This is a genomic window from Cutibacterium modestum, assembly GCF_008326345.1.
Classification (GTDB): domain Bacteria; phylum Actinomycetota; class Actinomycetes; order Propionibacteriales; family Propionibacteriaceae; genus Cutibacterium; species Cutibacterium modestum.
The window spans coordinates 175,810-193,537 of the sequence record NZ_BJEN01000003.1; the positions used below are offsets into that span (position 1 = coordinate 175,810).

General features: G+C 62.2%; 15 protein-coding genes and 4 pseudogenes. 12 read left to right on the forward strand and 7 right to left on the reverse strand.

The window, feature by feature from the left end:
* Nucleotides 1–54 precede the first annotated feature (54 nt).
* Complete coding sequence (locus F1563_RS09035; protein WP_007400997.1) at nucleotides 55–531, reverse strand: low molecular weight protein-tyrosine-phosphatase; 477 nt, start codon at nucleotides 529–531, stop codon at nucleotides 55–57.
* Between the two features lie 14 nt (nucleotides 532–545).
* Here F1563_RS09035 and F1563_RS14890 point away from each other — a divergent pair.
* Together F1563_RS14890 and F1563_RS09040 are read left to right on the forward strand one after the other, a co-directional pair.
* Nucleotides 546–725, forward strand: a pseudogene (locus F1563_RS14890) (hypothetical protein); the annotation flags it as partial.
* 292 nt (nucleotides 726–1,017) lie between these two features.
* Nucleotides 1,018–1,284: a hypothetical protein gene (locus F1563_RS09040; RefSeq protein WP_172623687.1), complete on the forward strand. Its 267-nt coding sequence runs from the start codon at nucleotides 1,018–1,020 to the stop codon at nucleotides 1,282–1,284.
* A gap of 172 nt (nucleotides 1,285–1,456) precedes the next feature.
* Here the strand turns inward: F1563_RS09040 and F1563_RS09045 are convergent, their stop codons facing one another.
* Nucleotides 1,457–2,272 carry a CAMP factor family pore-forming toxin gene (locus tag F1563_RS09045; RefSeq protein ID WP_002528118.1) on the reverse strand — a complete coding sequence of 272 codons (816 nt, stop codon included), beginning with the start codon at nucleotides 2,270–2,272 and terminating at the stop codon, nucleotides 1,457–1,459.
* A 269-nt stretch (nucleotides 2,273–2,541) separates the two neighbouring features.
* On the opposite strand from F1563_RS09045, the pseudogene F1563_RS09050 reads away from it, so the two are divergent.
* Nucleotides 2,542–2,981 (forward strand): annotated as a pseudogene (locus F1563_RS09050) (hypothetical protein).
* Nucleotides 2,982–3,349: 368 nt separating this feature from the next.
* Here F1563_RS09050 and F1563_RS09055 read toward each other — a convergent pair.
* A complete protein-coding gene (locus tag F1563_RS09055) occupies nucleotides 3,350–4,852 on the reverse strand; it encodes a cellulase family glycosylhydrolase (RefSeq protein ID WP_002528116.1) in 1,503 nt (500 codons plus the stop codon).
* Nucleotides 4,853–5,444: 592 nt separating this feature from the next.
* On the opposite strand from F1563_RS09055, the gene F1563_RS09060 reads away from it, so the two are divergent.
* Nucleotides 5,445–6,464 (forward strand): esterase/lipase family protein, encoded by a 1,020-nt coding sequence (locus F1563_RS09060; RefSeq protein WP_002528115.1) that lies wholly within the window; start codon nucleotides 5,445–5,447, stop codon nucleotides 6,462–6,464.
* Between the two features lie 176 nt (nucleotides 6,465–6,640).
* Here F1563_RS09060 and F1563_RS09070 read toward each other — a convergent pair.
* A pseudogene (locus F1563_RS09070) lies at nucleotides 6,641–6,961 on the reverse strand (integrase core domain-containing protein); the annotation flags it as partial.
* Nucleotides 6,962–6,997: 36 nt separating this feature from the next.
* Nucleotides 6,998–7,363, reverse strand: coding sequence for a VOC family protein (locus tag F1563_RS09075; RefSeq protein WP_002528113.1), 366 nt, complete (start codon nucleotides 7,361–7,363; stop codon nucleotides 6,998–7,000).
* A 65-nt stretch (nucleotides 7,364–7,428) separates the two neighbouring features.
* Between F1563_RS09075 and F1563_RS09080 the strand changes: the two genes are divergently transcribed.
* Together F1563_RS09080 and F1563_RS14275 are read left to right on the forward strand one after the other, a co-directional pair.
* Nucleotides 7,429–7,758, forward strand: coding sequence for an HTH domain-containing protein (locus tag F1563_RS09080; RefSeq protein ID WP_002530742.1), 330 nt, complete (start codon nucleotides 7,429–7,431; stop codon nucleotides 7,756–7,758).
* Entirely contained in the window at nucleotides 7,674–8,057 is a 384-nt protein-coding gene (locus F1563_RS14275) for a WYL domain-containing protein (RefSeq protein ID WP_227431957.1), read from the forward strand. The genes F1563_RS09080 and F1563_RS14275 overlap by 85 nt, the downstream gene beginning before the upstream one ends.
* Before the next feature lie 250 nt (nucleotides 8,058–8,307).
* Here the strand turns inward: F1563_RS14275 and F1563_RS09090 are convergent, their stop codons facing one another.
* Both F1563_RS09090 and hemG read right to left on the reverse strand, forming a co-directional pair.
* Nucleotides 8,308–9,585: a TIGR04053 family radical SAM/SPASM domain-containing protein gene (locus F1563_RS09090; protein WP_149302652.1), complete on the reverse strand. Its 1,278-nt coding sequence runs from the start codon at nucleotides 9,583–9,585 to the stop codon at nucleotides 8,308–8,310.
* Entirely contained in the window at nucleotides 9,582–10,934 is a 1,353-nt protein-coding gene (hemG, locus tag F1563_RS09095) for a protoporphyrinogen oxidase (RefSeq protein WP_002528110.1), read from the reverse strand. Before hemG ends, F1563_RS09090 begins: the two co-directional genes overlap by 4 nt.
* Before the next feature lie 298 nt (nucleotides 10,935–11,232).
* Here hemG and F1563_RS09105 point away from each other — a divergent pair, with 298 nt between their 5' ends.
* The 6 genes and pseudogenes from F1563_RS09105 (at nucleotide 11,233) to F1563_RS09130 (ending at nucleotide 17,700) form a co-directional block, all read left to right on the forward strand.
* Nucleotides 11,233–12,288, forward strand: coding sequence for a thiamine pyrophosphate-dependent dehydrogenase E1 component subunit alpha (locus F1563_RS09105; RefSeq protein WP_172623688.1), 1,056 nt, complete (start codon nucleotides 11,233–11,235; stop codon nucleotides 12,286–12,288).
* Complete coding sequence (locus F1563_RS09110; protein WP_002528108.1) at nucleotides 12,288–13,292, forward strand: alpha-ketoacid dehydrogenase subunit beta; 1,005 nt, start codon at nucleotides 12,288–12,290, stop codon at nucleotides 13,290–13,292. Before F1563_RS09105 ends, F1563_RS09110 begins: the two co-directional genes overlap by 1 nt.
* 37 nt (nucleotides 13,293–13,329) lie before the next feature.
* Complete coding sequence (locus F1563_RS09115) at nucleotides 13,330–14,727, forward strand: dihydrolipoamide acetyltransferase family protein (RefSeq protein WP_172623689.1); 1,398 nt, start codon at nucleotides 13,330–13,332, stop codon at nucleotides 14,725–14,727.
* Nucleotides 14,728–14,908: 181 nt separating this feature from the next.
* Nucleotides 14,909–15,643 (forward strand): ABC transporter ATP-binding protein, encoded by a 735-nt coding sequence (locus F1563_RS09120; protein WP_002528106.1) that lies wholly within the window; start codon nucleotides 14,909–14,911, stop codon nucleotides 15,641–15,643.
* Nucleotides 15,643–16,999 (forward strand): annotated as a pseudogene (locus tag F1563_RS09125) (ABC transporter permease). Before F1563_RS09120 ends, F1563_RS09125 begins: the two are co-directional and overlap by 1 nt.
* On the forward strand, nucleotides 16,996–17,700 hold the full coding sequence (locus tag F1563_RS09130) for a hypothetical protein (protein ID WP_007434167.1): 705 nt from the start codon (nucleotides 16,996–16,998) through the stop codon (nucleotides 17,698–17,700). Before F1563_RS09125 ends, F1563_RS09130 begins: the two are co-directional and overlap by 4 nt.
* Nucleotides 17,701–17,728 lie beyond the last annotated feature (28 nt).

Here is a 17,728-nt window from a genome sequence, read left to right on the forward strand (position 1 = left end):
CTATAGTGCCGCAACGATTGGTCTCGGGGGACCAGCGCCATGGCGGGGAACTGATCAGGCCAGTGAGCGCACCTCGTCAACGATTCCGGGCATTGCGGCCTCGATGGCGTCGAGGGTGTCCTCGAACCCGTCGGCCGAGCCATACCAGGGGTCCGGCAGGGAGGTGCCAGGGGTGCATTTGGGGTCGTAGTCGCGGATGAGACGGAGGTTGTCGGCGTCGGGGGCCATCCGCTTCATCATCTGGATGTGGCGCGGCTCGGCGGCTATGACGAGGTCGGCGGACATGATCTCGGACTCGTCGATCTGGTGAGCGTTGTGGCCCGAGCAGGGGTATCCGTGGGACTTCAGGACGGACCTGGCTCGCGAATCCATCGGGCCGCCGTGCTCCTCATCGCTGACACCGGCGCTGGTGATGCGGGCGTCCAGGCCTTCGTCGGAGAAGACTTTCCTGGCGACGAATTCGGCCATCGGGGAACGACAGATGTTTCCCCAGCACACGAAAATGACGGAGGAAGTGTTCTGGTTGCTCACAGGGGGTTCCTCCCATGGTCGGTGGGTCCAGTCTGCCTGGTGTGGGGAGGGCCTTGCCAGGGTTCATACTTGCGGCGAACTACACGGAGCTGTCAAGAAATGCCCCGATTCGGCGATGTGAACGTCAACAGCGAGATTTCTTGGCAGCTTTGGACGACGGACAAGAGATATCGACGTCTTTTGACTTGAACCCGAGTAAGAAGCGTCACAACTTCGCTATTCGCAGGTGGACCACCTTCACAACCAACGACTTCACCTATCACTCCCCCGGGCACCGACGGAACTCACCTGAATGTTGCCGTCGGCGGACAGGGCCCCGCAATGGTCCTATTCCACGGTTTCCCGCAGACGTACTACATGAGGCGACACGTTGCCCGGCGGCTCGACGGTTCACGGTGATCGTCCCGACCTGCGGGGCTATGGGCGCAGTGACAAATCGCCCTCGAGATGGACACGACCGACCGCGAATGCGGGGCTCAGCTGGCCATGCCCGTTGGGGTCATCTCCCAGGACTGGGCCACGCAACTCGGCTTCGACGCGGCGGCACCCTGGCGCACCGGAGCACTCGACTTCACCCACCAAGCCACTGCCAGTGGCCACTTCATCAACGCCCGCTGCTACACCTCCGAAACCGAACGACGCAGCGTGCTGGACTCTGGCTCCACCACGACAACCAATACCGCCCGAACCCTTCTGGGCAACGACGTCGAACGCCTCTCGACGCTGCACCGACTGGACGCGTTCACAGTCTGAACGGTCACGGCTGTGAACTCTCGTGTGCCACAAATGATCCACCAAGTGGACGACCCGTGGGGCGAATCCGTCGCGGACCAAGCCCTGGACGACACGTCAATAGGGGAGAAGAAGACCGGGCTCACGGGCAAGGCGAGCCAGTCTCCTTCTACGGAAGTCCCGGGAGGGTGGGTCAGTTGGTACGCAGCTTCCCATCAGCCGGCCCCCGGTCCAGAGCGGCCTGGAAAGCGAGGTCCAGAGCCTTCACCTCGTCGTCGACCTGTTTGACGGTGGTGGCGGGATTGAACCACACACTGGTTGCGTGGGTGAGCGCCTTGTTGATCGCTTTGTACCCCTCTGCGTTCTTGCCGAGGAGGTACTTGTCACGGTTGATCCGTGTCTGCCAGATCTTCGTGTTGAGGCGGTTCTTGACGTACACGGTCGCCGCATCGGTGGGCTTGAGGTCGCGGTAGGCCGCGACCTTCGCGTACGTGGACAGCACGTCGGCCTTGCTCTCGGCCAACTGCGCTGCGGTGCTGGTTGGGTTGATCGTGCGGATCAGGGCGCGTGTGATCGAGAAGCCCAGCTCGACGTGAGCAGCCTCCACCTTGTTGACCAGGTTATGGTTGGCCTGCTGGATGGTCTTCACGCTGGTGGTCAGCAGGTCGACACGAGCCGGGATGGTGGACAGGTCCACCGGCGGCACCTTGCCGGCAATGATCGACTCGATCGCGGTGCGCAGTTCGAAGGCCGTGTCGAGGAGCTTGCGGATCTCCTCGCCGTAGTTGACCTTCGGAGCCTCGCTTGCGGGAACCTGCGCCTGGGGAATCTTATGCAGCTCGGCGATGCGGGCATTGACCTGCGCGAGCGCCTGCTCGGCGTCGACCTGGGCATGCTGGCGCGCAGCAGACTGGCTCACCGGAGCTAGCGCCGCCACGGCGACCGCGGGCGCCACCGGTGCAAGCACTGCGCCGGTCAAAATCGGGATGATAAGAGCCGAACGTTTCATGGGAATCCTCCTCGAGGGATGTGGAACAGCCATTGGGGCCGATCAGTGACTATCAAAGTCCTTCTCTCGTCAGAACCCCTTACTAACCTCCTCGCCACGATTGTGAACGAAAGTTATTCAATCTGACCGAAAGCTCTACTCATTCCTCGGATTTGTTGTTCGCCACAGGGATGGGCATTGCCGCAGCAACACCGGCAACTGCCTCGCCGGCGGATACGGCAGCGCCGGTTTGCGTTGTCGCTTCACGGTGGACCACTCAGTGACGCTGGGTGACCGACGTACAGCGCCGCGTGGTCATCACAGAGGGGGATCAACGTCGAAGGCGTCAAGCTGGCGCTGATCGCCGTTCCCCGCCCGGACCGTGTCGCGGGCACCCCGTCCGCGAAACCTCCCACGGCCACGAACCTGCCGACTGCGGGAGTTGTATCTGCCATGGGGTTATACCTGCTCACTGCCTCAAACCGTGCTGACTCTCGTCGGCGGGGTAGCGGCATCGTGCCTATTCCTCGTTCTGGCAGTTTCCCTCGCTGTGGTGGTCGTGCGTTTCAACGCCCTGCCCACTCCCCATGCCCACGCGCTGCAGGTGACGTTGGGGTGGCTGACCGTCCTCGTGGCGCTGATACTGGGTATCACACGCCAGTGGACTCGGATATATCGCGTATATGTCAATGGGAAGACCGAGAGATTCCACCACGTCTTGACCGATTAGCTGAGCTTACGTCTGCTTGCTACACCTCTGAGGCTGAACGGCGGGGTGAGTTCAGGGGGGCTGAGCACGCCACTATAACTATCACCGGCCTCACATGGGCTACGGCAACCAGTCACCCTACCCGATTGGTCACCGTCTCAGCTGCGTGGCGGCAGTATGGCCCTAAGACGGCAGTGGCAAGCGTGGAACGTCAAATATGCCTTGGCCGTAATACCCTGCGAGGATACCTACTGTTCTCCATGGGGGCCGGAGGTGGTGCTGCCAGGTGCATCCCGCGACACGAAAAGGACCGGCCCACCCCAAGGAGGAGGGCCGGTCGTAAAAGTGTCTGGGAGACTTGTAGGTCGGTGCTGAAGACGCTTGAAGGGTTAGCGCAGGGTGATCGTGACCTTCGCCGTGGCACTGCCTTGGTTGAGGTGCAACCGCGCCACCCGGTCGCCTGGGTGGGAGGTGACGTGGGCGCCGGACGCCTGCACGTCGTACCCGTGGGGCGCTGAGATGGCAGGGACCACCACAGTCGTCTCGTCCGACTCCTCCGCGCGCGACCCGTCGGGCCGCTGGGCGGTCCAGGTCATGGTGAACACGCGTCGGGACCGGTCGTGGTGGTACGCGGATGGGGTGCCCGCGACACGGTCCGGGTGGGGAACGGCGATCAGCGCCAGCTTGGCGCTTTCGACGTTGGTCCCCTGGGGTGGCCGAGCTGGGTCGTCGACGAGGGCTTGCTCGGTGCCCGGGCCGGCTGTGGTGGGATCACCGGCAGTGTAGGCCCACCACTGGACGCCGACCCGGTTGCGAGCTGCCAGGTCCATCTGGGACGTGATCACCGCGGGGGTCGTGATGGCGCCGAACTCGGTGAGCATCAGCCCCGACCCGGTCTGACGTGAATGCTTCTCTGCGTTAGTGAAGACCCGGTTGTCGGGCGCAGTGCATCCGACATAGGAGTGGAGGGTGGCCTGGCTGGTGCAGTAGTCGTGGAAGCTTAACCCCAGGTTGGATCCCGTGAGCCGGACGTTGGTCCCGACACCTATGTTGAAGAACTGCATCGGCTCGTACCAGATAGTGGTGGCCTTGTCGACCGAGCGGATCGCGTCGACAGTCTTCTGCTGGACGGCCGACAGTCGCGCGTCAGCAGCGCGGCAACCGAGCTGCGTGAGGCACCGCGTGTAGCGGTGGCCCGGGAACGGCTCATTGAACAGGTCGTAGCCCTGCACGCCGGGCACGTTTCGGAAATGCTCGGCCACATGTCGCCAGGCGCTGGCGTAGTGGTCGGCGACACCGATGCCGTCAGAGGCCTTGGCGTTGTCGTAGAAGGAGTCGAAGGAGTATTTGACGGCCTCGTTGAGGAAATAGTTGCCGGGGAAGCCCGTCTTGACGATGTTGGGCATGCCGTGGTCGAGCGCGGCCCAGGCAGGCCACCCCTCCCCCTGGTACTTCTCGTTGATCATGTCCTGATGGAAGTCGAGGACACTGGCGATGCCGTGGGCGTTGAGGATCCGCACGGTGCGTTCGACCCGGGCCAGGTAAGCGTCGTCGTAGACGCCCGGCCGAGGCTCGACGCCGGCCCACAGCACCCCCAGCCGGACACTGGTGAACCCCTGCGCCTCGAGGAAGGCTGCGTCGTCTTCACCGAAACCGACGGCATCGGGGGCGTAGGGGGCGCTCTTGGCGACCTCGTTGATCCCCTGCGTGATGACCACGCGGTGCTGGGCGTCGGTCACCCAACGCCCCTGGGTGGTCCACCGTGAAGCGTCGACGCGAACTGGCGCTGCCGTATCCGCCGGCGAGGCAATTGCCGGCACTGCTGTGGCAACGCCCATCCCTGTGGCGAACAGGGACAAAGCTACAAATCCGAGGGCAGACTTTCGACGCATGGCAATTCCTTCTTCTAATGTCAACTACCAACAGCCGCCAGGATGAATCGGGCTGGAGATGACTGGCGAGGTACCAGCATATATGAAGAGGGCTCTTCGGTGGGGTGACGAGCGTGATACACGGAGCTATAGCGCGCCAAGTAGCCGCGAAATTAGCATGACCGGCGGGCTCACGAAAGTATAGCGTTCGGTCATATCAGATAACTTTCGTTCACAGTTGTGCGGTTATTATTTCTTGCATGGAGCCTTACTGGGGTTAGATTATGTGGATAGCTTCAGTTGGCCTTAGTATGGCGCCTGTCTGGCTAGAAAGCCAAGGGGCTTGCCGCAGGCCATATCGTGGAACGCCGAGGGCAAGCAGCAGGACACCCTACGGGGAGTTGCGCCCCCGCTGATCCCCACCGCCAAGTCGTATGGAATCTCTCGGGGGTTACCTTAGGGGGCGTTGACCCCACTGACCGAGTTAGGAGAATTCTCAATGTGATGTATCGTTTAGGCCACCCCTTGAGATGAAATTTTTGTAGTCTACCCTTTTCGAATTGAATCAATATGATTCACGAAATTCGCCCCGTGTTCCGCTGAGGAGTCACTGATGAAGATCAACGCACGATTCGCCGTCATGGCCGCGAGTGTGGCCGTTCTGATGGCTGCCGCGCCGATTGCGCAGGCTGTTACTTCGCCGGGGGATATCCATCCCTTGGTCCAGGCAGCCCACAGCCCCGACGGTATTCCCGGTAACGGCGTCGGGCCGGAATTCCATACGTCGTCGATGGCGCGTTCTTACAGCGAGAAGCACCTGGGCGTGGCGCCGCGGGGTGTGAACGACTTCTCCTGCAAGGTCAAGCCCGGCGACCGACCGGTCATCCTGATTCCCGGTACTGGCGGCAATGCGTTCGCCACATGGTCCTTCTACGGACCCCATCTGGCCCATGAGGGGTACTGTGTCTACACCTTCACCACCAATGTCCCCGTGGGGATCCTCGACGAGGGCTGGGGCTTCACCGGTGACGTGCGCGCCTCCGCGCAGGCGCTGGGTGCCTTTGTGGATCGGGTCCGGAAAGCGACGGGCTCTGAGAAGGTCGACTTCGTCGGACATTCGCAGGGTGGCGGCATCCTGCCGAACGCCTACATCAAGATGTATGGCGGAGCGTCCAAGGTCGACAAGCTGATCGGACTGGTGGCCGCCAACCACGGCACCACCGCCGTCGGTCTCGACAAGCTTGTCGACGGCCTGCCCGAGGCTGTGAAGGATTTCCTTAGCACGTGGAGCTACGACCACAACATGGAGGCCTACGGCCAGCAGCTCAAGGGATCAGCGTTGATGCAACAGGTTTACCGTGACGGCGACACCGTCCCGGGTATCGCCTACACCGTCATCTCCACCCGGCTCGACACGACGGTCACGCCCTACACGCAAGCCTTCCTCAAGGGCGCCAAGAACATGACCGTGCAGGACGCCTGCCCTCTGGATGCCTATGGCCACGGCCGCCTACCCTATGATCCCGTCGCCTACCAGATGGTGCTCAACGCCCTCGATCCGAACCACCCACGAGAGATCTCCTGCACGTGGCGGCCCCGGGTTCTGCCCGTAGCCACCACGGATGCTGCATGAACTGTGGCAGGTCAGGGTTCTCCAGCGCCGTGCGGCGTGGCCACCAACCACGACTGTGGTGACAACGAACAGTAGCTCGGTCCCTGCCTTGTGCCGGGTGGCGCTGCCATGTCGTCCATCAGGTTAGGTCGTGGTGGGCGCGTCGTCTGCGTGGGTGACTACCTGTACGTTCACCTCTAAGTGAACTGACCGGGGATGTTGGTCAATCGTGAGAAGGGTGGCTGGTTCCCGCAGGCCGGGTGGGGCCGGTGGTGGTTGTAGTAGTGCAGCCAGTCGCCGAGCTTGCCAAGGCGCTCCGCCTCGGAGGTGTAGCAGCGGGCGTAGGCCCAGCCGTCGGCCAGGGTGCGGTGGAACCGTTCGATCTTGCTGTTGGTCTGCGGCCGGTACAGGCGGGTGCGCTTGTGCTTGATGCCGAGCTCGTTGCAGGTGTTGCGCCACAGGTGTGAGCGGTAGACGCCGCCGTTGTCGGACAGGACCCGCTCCACGGTGACGCCGCGCTGGTGCTCGCCGCCACGTGGGGATCGGTTGTCGGGTCAGTCGACGGGGCTGACCCGGATGAGGTTGCCGTCGGGGTTGGCGATCACGAAGGTGCGGCCGAACACGTCGTCGTGTGGTTCCTCGATGACGTGTACGCCCTTCGCGACCCCCTCGCGGTAGGCGTCATCGACTGCCGTGGACGACCGGGGGACCATGAGTCCGATTTCGCTCGTGCGGGGCGTGTCGCGGGTGGTGTCCTCGTTGCGGCCGGTCCAGATGGCGAACAGCACCCCGGGTGTCACCTCGAAGGCGACGTAGCGCGGGCTGGTGAAGTTGGGCTCGATGTCGAACAAGTCGCTGTAGAAGGCGGTGGACCGTTCGGCGTCGCTGACGTAGGTCAGGAACAGGTTGGGTGCCGGCATGGGTGTCTCTCGGGTCAGTGGATCATTTGGCACTAGCCGATCACCAAAACAGGACAACTCATGTCATGTTTTCTGCGAGGATCGGGGCCATGAAGTCCTCGAGGCTGTTGTCGATCCTGCTGCTCCTACAGACCCATGAGCGGATGACGAGCCAAGAATTGACCCGACGATTCGAGGTCTCACCGCGCACGATCCTGCGTGACGTCGAAGCATTGCCAGCTGCGGGCGTTCCGATTCACACGGTGGCGCGATCGTGCTGGACGGCCGGGCTCGGCTGGACGTCGCTCGTCTCGATCCGGGAGAGCTTCAGCTGCTCACTGTCGCGGGGCTGGACGCCGACCTTCTTGAGCAGGTCGGGCTGCAGGCAGTCCACGCCAGCGCCCAGGAGAAAATGACGGCCATCGCCACGCGAGGACAGGTGCTTGGTACCCCGCCCCTGTCCGAGGTACTCCTCATCGACCCATCAGGGTGGTTCACGACCGGAAAGGAACTCGACCTGCTGACCGCAGCGAGAGAGCGACGTCGCATCCGCCTGTGCTACCGACGGAGCGGAGAAACCAGCGGGCAATGGCTCACCGCGGACCCGTACGGGCTCGTGAACAAGGCTGGCTCCGGTAGCTATGCGGCCGTGGAAGTCGTTGAAGTTGAAGATGTCGACGTTCTTGTCACCATTACACGACGCGGCTGGCGCTGACGGGTTACCACTGGCGCTTGGTGCCGCGAAAGCCGGGTTACCACCGAAGCTGCCACCGGCCACGCACAGCACCGTCAAGCCGGCGATTCGGGCCCTGCGTCGGTGATTCATGGTTCCCCCTGAACTCGTCCAAGTGATGATGTGTGCAATACACAGCTAGCTTCGTCTATGGTTGGCCGTCCTAGCAATGGGCATTTGCCACCAGGAGTTCCACCGTGTCGACTTCGTGACGTCCACGTAAGGCTTGCGGTCAGATCCGCGGAATCCCCTCGACGGGAACCCCCTCAGGCAATTGACCGCTATAGCCCGGCGGCACATAGGCGCAGGAAGGATCGGAGGCGAGGTAATCCCCGGTCATGGCGTAGGCCGTCGAGCGCGACCCACCGCAGAAGTGGTTGAAATTGCACGCCCTGCACTTACCGGAGAACCCGTTCGGATTGCGCAACCCCTGGAAGATCGGCGATTCGCGGTAGATCTCGGGGAAGGGCCTCTCCTTGATCGACCCACAATGGATCGGCAGGAATCCCGACGGGTAGACGCCGGTGTGATCGATGAACGCGAACCCAGACCCGGAATTGATCGCCAGCGGGGTGCGTGGCGGGCGCGGATCCGTGATGCTTTCGCCCAGCAGCTCGTTGGTCTCGCGGGTGAGCCACTCGTAGAGCTCTCCGTGGCGAACTGGGCGCTCTTTGCCCTGACGGACGGCTTCGCGCTGGAAGGCGATGCGTCGGTACTGCGGTGCCTCGGTCGTCTTGATGGCAATGCGCGTGGAGTTGTCGTGCAGCCAGTACAGTACGTCCTCACGCTCTAGAGGTGAGAGCATGTCGAGCTGGGCGCCTCGTCCGGTGGGCACCAGCATGAACGTATAGAACATGAACGCCCCTAGGTCGATGGCGTTCTTGAGCATTTGGGGGGCTTCGTGGATGTTCTTGGCGGTGAATACCGTATTGAGCTGGAATTTCATCCCCATCGCGCGAAGCATGTGGCAGGCCTCGACGGTGCGATCGAAGGTGCCCGGGAAACCACGGAAGGCGTCGTGGGTCGCTGCTGAGCCACCATCTAGGGACATTGACATCATCGATACCCCGGCGTCCTGCACTGCTTTGACGCGGTCATGGGTAAAGAGCGGGGTCACCGACGGCGAGACCGACACGTGGAGACCCTTGCTGACCCCATACTCAATCAGGTCGACGAGATCAGGGCGCTCGAAGCAGTCACCGCCGGTGAGGATGAGCATCGGGTAGGGCTTCTCGTAGCTGGTGAGCTGATCGATGAGTTCGTGGCCCTGGGCGTTGGTGAGCTGACCGGGGGCGGCATGATGCTGGGCCTCGGCGCGGCAATGTTGACAGACCAGCGCGCAGGCGCGGGTGACCTCCCAAATAACGATGAAGGGCTTGTCGTTGAGGTCGTGCCTGATCTCGCGGACGAGTGGGCTGTGGCCAGGATGGCCTCCCGGATGGCCACCAGGGTGCCTTGTGGGCGCACTGCTAGGCCGGGCCAGGTGGTTGGGGTGCTCAGTGATAGTCACGAGTTCTCCTCCTTCGAGGTGATGTGGCGTGCGAGACGGTGTCCGGCAACGATTGCAGTGCCGACTCCAGCACCATCGATACCGGCACCTCCAACGTGGAGGCCGGTGCCGTCGAGGATCGTGGTGAGTTGGGCCATGCGTTTCCGGTGGCTGGGAGCCGGTTGCGGCATGGCGCCGCGGTGGCGCTCAACGACGTAGTTGCGAAGGTCGAGAGCCAGTCCGAGACGTTTCAGTTCTGCCATGGTCATGGCGACGAGGTCATCGTCGGATAGGTTGTCGATGGGCATTCCACCCTGCCGACCTATGGCGATCCGGAAGGTGGGCTTGGCGAGGTACCACTTCGTCGAGAGGTTGGTGACTTGGCGTACCAGGGGAGACCACGCTGAACCGATAAACCATGTTTGGGCCGTGGCGATCGGGTGGCCAGTGGGTTCGGCTCGCATAACTAGCGTGGCGACTGTGGTGCTGTCGCACTGCAACAGCAGTTCGGAAGCCTGCGGGCATGCTGTAGCGAGCAGGGCTGCCGCAACCTTGGCGGGGGTAGCAATGATGACGTCATCAACAGCAACCGATCCGATGCCACGCGGGCCGGTGACTTCGACTACCCATTCGTGACCAACCTGACGGATTCCCGTGGCACGGGTATTCGTGTGAATGGTGAGTCCTTCCGCCAGCGCGTCGGGCAACGTCACTAGGCCGTGCCTCCAGGTGGCCGTGGCAGGGGTACGGGGACCAGAGCGCTGTGAACGATGGCGAATCCGCGACCACCATCCGGCAGCATTGCGCTTGAGAGTTCCGGCGACGATGGAGTCGCCTTTCTTCACTGCCTGCCCCAAGGCGGGTGCGGCGACCGCTAGCGAAAACGTGTTGAGGTCAGCGGCATGTATACCGCCCAGCATCGGGTCGACGACAGCGCGACCCACCTCGTCACCAAATCTCTCGGAGATGAACTGGCCTACGCTGACGTCGTCAGGGTGTGGGCGAGCGTTGAAAGGTTCGAGCCCGGCTCGTAGCAGACCGGCAGGGGAGAGGATGCGTGAGGCGATAGTGGGGAGGAACCTCGTGGGTCCTACTGGCGTCACCCCGGCTGGCAGCTCGACGATCCCGCGCCGGCTCGATAATAAGGTGCGTCCAGGGGCTGGATGACGCATGGAGTCCGTCAACCCCAGCTCCGTAACGAGTGCAGCAACTCCTGGGGCGCGAAGGGGTACGGCCTCGGCTCCCATCTCGACCACATCGGAACCCAGACGACGGGACCTGACCTGGCCGCCGACGCGCTGCCCCGCCTCGAGGACGACGGGTCGACAGCCGTGGTTCTGCAGGTGGTGTGCGGCTGTCAGACCCGTCATTCCGGCACCGATGACCGCCACTGTTTTGCTCACCGTTTGAGGGTACGCACATTGTCTCAGCAACTGAAGTCCGGGGTGGGGACCGTGGATAACCTACGGAACGGTAACCTCATCTTTGGTGGCTTTTTACGGAACGATAGATCCCGTTTGGAACTGGACTTGTTGGCGTCCAGAATTGAGGGACGGAGCATTTGACCAGGAGGAAGATGTGACCGAGAACAAGTGTGCCGACGAAGGGGACGCGGATCCGTTCGTCCTCCCAGCGAGGCAACATCCCGTTGATCGTCCCGATCCTGCAATGGTGCGGATCCTCGACGAGCAGGGACATTTAACCGAGCACCCCAGCTTTCCCGTTGACCTGAGCGACGACGACCTCGTTAAAGCCCTCGAGATGATGGTCATGACGCGACGTCTCGACGTTGAGGCCACCGCCTTGCAGCGTCACGGTGAGCTAGGTCTGTGGCCGCCGCTGCTGGGCCAGGAGGCCACTCAGGCTGGCGCTTGGCTTGCCCTGGGAGGGGAAGATCAGGTGTTTCCCACCTACCGGGAGCAGGGCCTGGCCCACGCCATGGGCGTGAGTTTGGCTGACATCCTTGGGGCGTGGGACGGCACCTCCCATTGCGGTTGGGACACCGTCACCACTCACTTCAGCGCCTACCCGGTGATGATCGGGTCGGGAACCTTGCATGCCGTCGGCTATGCCATGGGTATCCAACGTGATGTCGAAGCTGGGGGTGCTCCGGCTGCCGTGCTGGATTTCCACGGTGACGGCGCCATGAGTGAAGGAGACACGAACGAGGCCTACGTCTTTGCGGCTTCGATGAACGCCCCCGTGGTGTTTGTCTGTGTTAACAACCAGTGGGCGATTTCAGAGCCGACCAAGGTGCAGTCGCCGTCGTCCCTTTTCCGTCGCGCTATCGGGTTCGGCATCCCTGCCGTGCAAGTCGACGGCAACGACGTCATGGCCATGACGGCCGTGCTGCGATCGGCCCTCGACCATGCCCGCAGCGGAAAAGGGCCAGTCTTCGTCGAAGCGTGGACCTTCCGGATGGGCGCTCACACCACCACCGACGACCCCGCCCGTTATCGCACCGCAGAAGAAGAGTCGACCTGGGGCAAGACCGACCCCATCATCCGCCTGCGCATCTACTTGCAGGATCGCGGGGTCATTGATCAGGCGTGGCTTGACGGCCTCGCTGAGCGTGAGGAGGCTTTCGGCGCTGAGGTTCGCGCAGCTGTTCACGAGAATGCCGCGCCGGTGATGGCTGAGCTCATGTCGGACGTGTACGCTGAGCCGACCCCCGACGTGCTAGCCGATGCTGAGGAGATCGCCTCATGGGAGGAAGATAAGTGATGGGCGAGAATTCATCGCAGAATGCGCGTCCGCAGGGGGAGGTCACCCTTGCCAAGGCTCTTAACGCTGGCCTGGCCGATGCTCTGGCTGCTGACGACCACGTCGTCCTCATGGGAGAGGATGTCGGCACCCTCGGTGGCGTTTTCCGGATCACTGACGGGCTCAAAGCCCAGTTTGGTGGCCGTCGAGTCATCGATTCGCCGCTGGCAGAGTCGGGCATCGTCGGAACAGCGATTGGCATGGCCATGCGCGGGTATCGCCCGTGTGTGGAAATCCAGTTCGACGGCTTTAGTGCCCCGGCCTTTGACCAGATTGTCTCCCAGCTGGCTCGATACCGGGCTCGTGTCGGTGGCCGGTGGTCCTTGCCGGTGACGATTCGCATTCCCTTCGGTGGCGGCGTCGGCTCGCCGGAGCACCACTCCGAGTCGCCGGAAGGGTTCTACGCAAACACGCCGGGTCTTAAGGTCGTCACCTGTTCCAACCCTGATGACGCCTACTGGTTGCTGCGTCAGTCCATCGAGAGCCCCGACCCGGTGATTTTCTTCGAGCCGAAGCGTCGGTATTACACCCGAGGCGAGGTTGGGCAGACACCCGAGCTGGGCTTGCACCAAGCTCGGATCGCGCGCTCCGGTAAGGACGCTACCCTGATCTGCTACGGCCCGATGGTCGATACTTGCCTGGATGTGGCAAAGGAGGTGTCCCGGGAAGGGCGAGAGCTCGACGTTATTGATCTGCGTAGTCTTTCCCCGCTCGACATGGCGACCGTCTACGAGTCGGTTGGTCGTACGACGCGGGCGATCGTCGTCCAGGAGGCGCCGCGCACCCAGGGCATTGGTGCGGAGATCGCGGCTCGGTTGGGTGAGGAGCTGTATTACGTTATGGAAGCCCCGGTATTGCGGGTCGCCGGATGGTCGACCCCATACCCGCCGGCCAAGGCTGAGGGGGAGCACATCCCGGACGTCGACCGCATTCTCGACGCCGTCGACCGTTCCCTGGCCTTCTGATCACCGTCTGAGAGGCATTCACATGAAAAATTACTGCATGCCCGACCCGGGCGAAGGACTTACTGAGGGAGAAGTTGTCTCCTGGCAGGTGTCTCCCGGCGACACCGTCAAGATCAACGATGTGCTGTGCGAGGTCGAGACCGCTAAATCGGTCGTCGAGCTTCCCAGCCCGTTTGCCGGAACTGTGGCAAAACTGTGTGCTGAGCCTGGTGAGACGGTGGCCGTTGGAGCGCCCTTGGTGACGATTGACGACGGTTCGCAGGACGAGCCGGAGTTCCTCGTTGGCCACGTCCCGGCGGAGTCCGGACGTCGACGTCGTCGCCGCAAATGTGCTGCGGTGTCGACTGAGCGGGCGCGCGAGGAGGATGCAGACACTCATCCTGAGCAATCGGTTTCGGAACCTCGACACGACGCTGAGGCGAAACCGAAGCAGCGTCTGACCGAGTCGGCTCCTCGTCAAGACCCACCGCGCATGGACCGCACCGCGCACATCCTTGCCAAGCCGCCGGCCCGACGATTGGCAGCAGACCTCGGCGTCGACCTATTCCAGGTGACCGGCACCGGTCCGCAGGGTGCAGTGACGAGGAGTGACGTCAAAGCGGCGGCCGAGGTGGGACAGCATGGTGCCGCTCGGAATACCGGTGGTTCTAGTGACGACGCCGAGTTCGCGGACCTGTCGGTGATGTCTCGACGTCTCCTCGGTGGCGCCCCGATCGAGCCCGACGGCCACACCCGCAAGGTGCCAGTGGGTGGGGTGCGTAAGGTCACAGCGAAGGCCGTAAAGGATTCCTTGGATACTAAGGCCCTCGTGACGGCCTTCCTTACCTGCGACGTCACCCCGACGATGGAGCTGGTCAACCGGCTGCGTGCCGACCGTCGTTTCAAGGGTCTGCGTGTCTCCCCGCTGACGGTGTGGTGCAAGGCGGTGTGCCTGGCGATGGGGCGCACCCCCGTCATCAACGCCGCATGGGATGACGCCGCTGACCAGATCGTCTTCCGTGACCACATCAACCTCGGCATTGCCGCCGCTACGCCGCGCGGCCTTATGGTACCGGTGGTGCGCGACGCCCAGGACATGACGATGCTTGAGTTGGCGACGGAGATCACCCGGATCGTTGCGATCGCCAAGGAAGACAAACTGCAACCGCCCGACTATGCCGACGGTACCTTCTCGATCACGAACGTCGGGGTGTTCGGGCTCGACGCCGGCACCCCGGTCGTCAACCGGACAGAGTCGGCGATCCTCGTACTCGGAGCTATCGCCCGGAGGCCGTGGGTCGTCGGGACTGGTGGCGACGAGCGCGTTGTGCCCAGGTGGGTCACGACGATGAGCCTCGGGTTCGATCATCGTCTTATTGACGGTGAGCAGGGTTCGACATTTCTCCACGATGTTGCGGAGATCCTCTCGGATCCGGCGTCGGCAATGCTGTACTGACTCGATTCTGAGAAGAATTGTGGGAGCGCGATATGTACCGCAGAATTTGCCACAAGGTTGATACTGCCCTACTTTAGATGAAAATCTGGGTGCGGTGGCGAGATTTCCATTAGAGATGTTTCTGCTTCAGAAAGGACGTCATATGGCATCAGCGAAATCGGGTTACGTTACGGTCAAGTGAATGATTGAACTCAAGCATGTATCACACCGGTACCGCCATCGGCGTAGCCTAGTTGACATTTCCTGTGAGTTTGGCTCTGGTTTGTGGGGGCTGCTCGGTCCGAATGGGGCCGGAAAGTCGACACTTCTCAGTATCCTCGCGACACTTCGTGAACCGGAGTCCGGCCACTTTCGGGTGAATGGTGTTGATGTCAGCGATGACGTCGACACCATTCGTGGTTTGGTCGGATTCCTGCCCCAGCGGTTTTCCCTCCCGTCGCACTTCCGCATGCGGCGGGCCGTGGAATACGCGGCCTGGGCGCGAGGCGTTGAACCGAGCGAATGCCGTGCGAGGGCACGTGCAGCCCTCGATCGTGTTGGGCTTCTTGACCGCGCCGATGAGCGCGTCCAGTCTCTTTCGGGTGGAATGCGTCAACGACTTGGAATCGCGTGTGCGATTGTCGGCGATCCGGCTGTACTACTGCTTGATGAGCCGACGGTAGGCCTCGACCCGGCATCAAGGATTGGAGTGCGATCCCTCTTCGGTGAGCTCGCCGAGGATCGGACGGTCATTGTGTCGACTCACCTGCTTGAGGATCTCCAGAGCTTCGTGTCGCAACTCGTCGTCCTGTCCGAGGGAAAGCTGGTCTTCGAGGGCTCGTATTCCGAATTGGAATCTGTTGGCCGAGGGCATCCAGTCCGTAATACCAACGATGCTGAGGCTGGATACCTCACTCTCCTCGGGGGTGCAGTGTGATGCTCACTTCGCTTCAGGGTATACGTCCGCTGCGCGGTCTTCACCGCATGGTATTCCCCTTCACGTCATGGCACATGGTCCTCGTGACGGTCGGAGGAGCCATGTGCAGCTTCATTGCGTTGCGAGGCCGATGGGCTTGGGGGTTGTGGCAAGTGCAGGATGTCGCCGTCACGCTCCGGGAGTCCAGTATGCTGTGGGGCATCGTGGCTGGCCTCATGGGGGCAGGCCTGGCGGCACGAACGGCACCTTCGGACATGGTTGTGGGGGTTGCTCCGGCGCGGTCCATTCTTGGCATCCACTGGCACTGGTTCTGGCGGCAGACGACTGCCCTCCTCATCGGGACGGTCATCGTGGCGGCCCCGCTGGTCGCTATGACGTGGCTCAATGCGGCTCCAACCGTCGCCGAAGCCTCCGACTTAATCGTCGTCCTGCTGTCATTCGCGGCTTTGGTGGCCGTTGCTCACCTCGTGGCCGCGATGGTGTCCCACCCCATCGTGTGGCTGGTGGCACCTGTTGTGTGCATCATCCTGGTCGAAATGCCGATCGTCGTTAATGGAAATCTTCTTGCCAACACGGGGCGTGGCTCGGTGGCCTTTGCATGGTCTTTGGGAATGTCGGAACCGGGTGGCACCCACACCGTCACGGCCACGGCCGTGGTCATGCGCGCCATCTTCTTCTGCATCGTCACCTTGTCCTGCATCCTCACCGCCAGTCGTTGGTCCAGGGTCCGTGCCGACAGGTTCTGCTGGCGTCGAGTGATGCCCTGTGTGGCCTTGATCGCCCCACCGCTCATCATTGCTGCCGTGGGCGTCGTCTTGCTAGTGCCGTTGTTTCGTGATGCGCCACTAGCCTTTGAGTGTTCGTCGCACGAAGGCGTACGGGTATGCGTCACGCCAGCACATCGGAGTCTCGCGTCGTCCTACGCGAAACCCGCTCAGCGCGTCTTGTCTGTCCTGCCGCATACGGTGGTTTCTCGTGACGTCCTGCTTGCTGAGTCTGGGTACCAAGCATACAAGGGGCAACTTGTGGTTGATCTCGGCCGACCGACCTCATATGGCTCTAGACAACAAATGTCGGATCTGACGGGTGAGGGGCTGGCTCAATCATTTTCAGGCCGAGACGCATGTGCTTTTATGCGTCGGACCGGAGGGTCGGAGTTGACATCTCAGCAGATGGGGGCCCTCAATGGTGTCGATTCCGTGGAACGTACCATTCTTCGGCTGGCTGGATTTCAGCATGATGATGTGACGAAATGGCCTTGACGGCATGGATGTAACCGCATTCCGTCATTGGTATACGGCGCATCATCATGCGGTGAGCACGTGTTCATTGGCCTCCAGTGATCTTCACCGATGAGAGGCGTAGCGACTTTCCTGAGGGGGCGTCATGCTATTGCCCTTGTCATTGTGCCGCTTGTGGTCTTGTTCGTGGCCTTTTTCCTGTGGAAGACGAGACTGTCGGTGGCGCCGGGAGACGTGTGGGATCGCCCTGTGACTGGTCCTGAGCTGATCATTCTGGTGGGTTGTGCCACCATCATGTGGTGCGTCTCATCGGCCATGGATTGGGTCGAGAGGACATCGGTTCGGTCCCTCACGGTTGGATATGCGTGGATGGGGCTGTGGATATGCGGCTGTGCAGCTGGCCTTCCATTGCTCATAGGATGGGTACTGCGATCGTTGCCCGTTGAGTTGATACCTGATGGTGATTCCGTCCTGGTACCGCAAATTCCCGCACGGTTTCAGCTGCCGTGGCCGCCATTCATAGGGCTCTCGGTGACCTGCCTGCTGTGTACCGGTATCGCATTGTTCGCCGCGGGAATGGTGTCGCGGCGAGGTGGACCATTGTGCGGCCCCCTGATCTACCTGGTTGTGGTCGTTGCTCAATCGAACACCTTCCTGCGATTCCTCCCGGGCGGCTATCCAGGGAAAACGGCCGCCGTTGAGGGTAGCGCGCCGACAGTGTCTACCATGGCCATGGTGTGTGCCGTCGTTTGTGCCTTCCTAGGGGTTGTCGGGTACGCATGGGGGCTGGGCGGGGTGAAATCCTTGCGTCGCTGAATCCCGGCCACATCCTTCACTGTGGTCG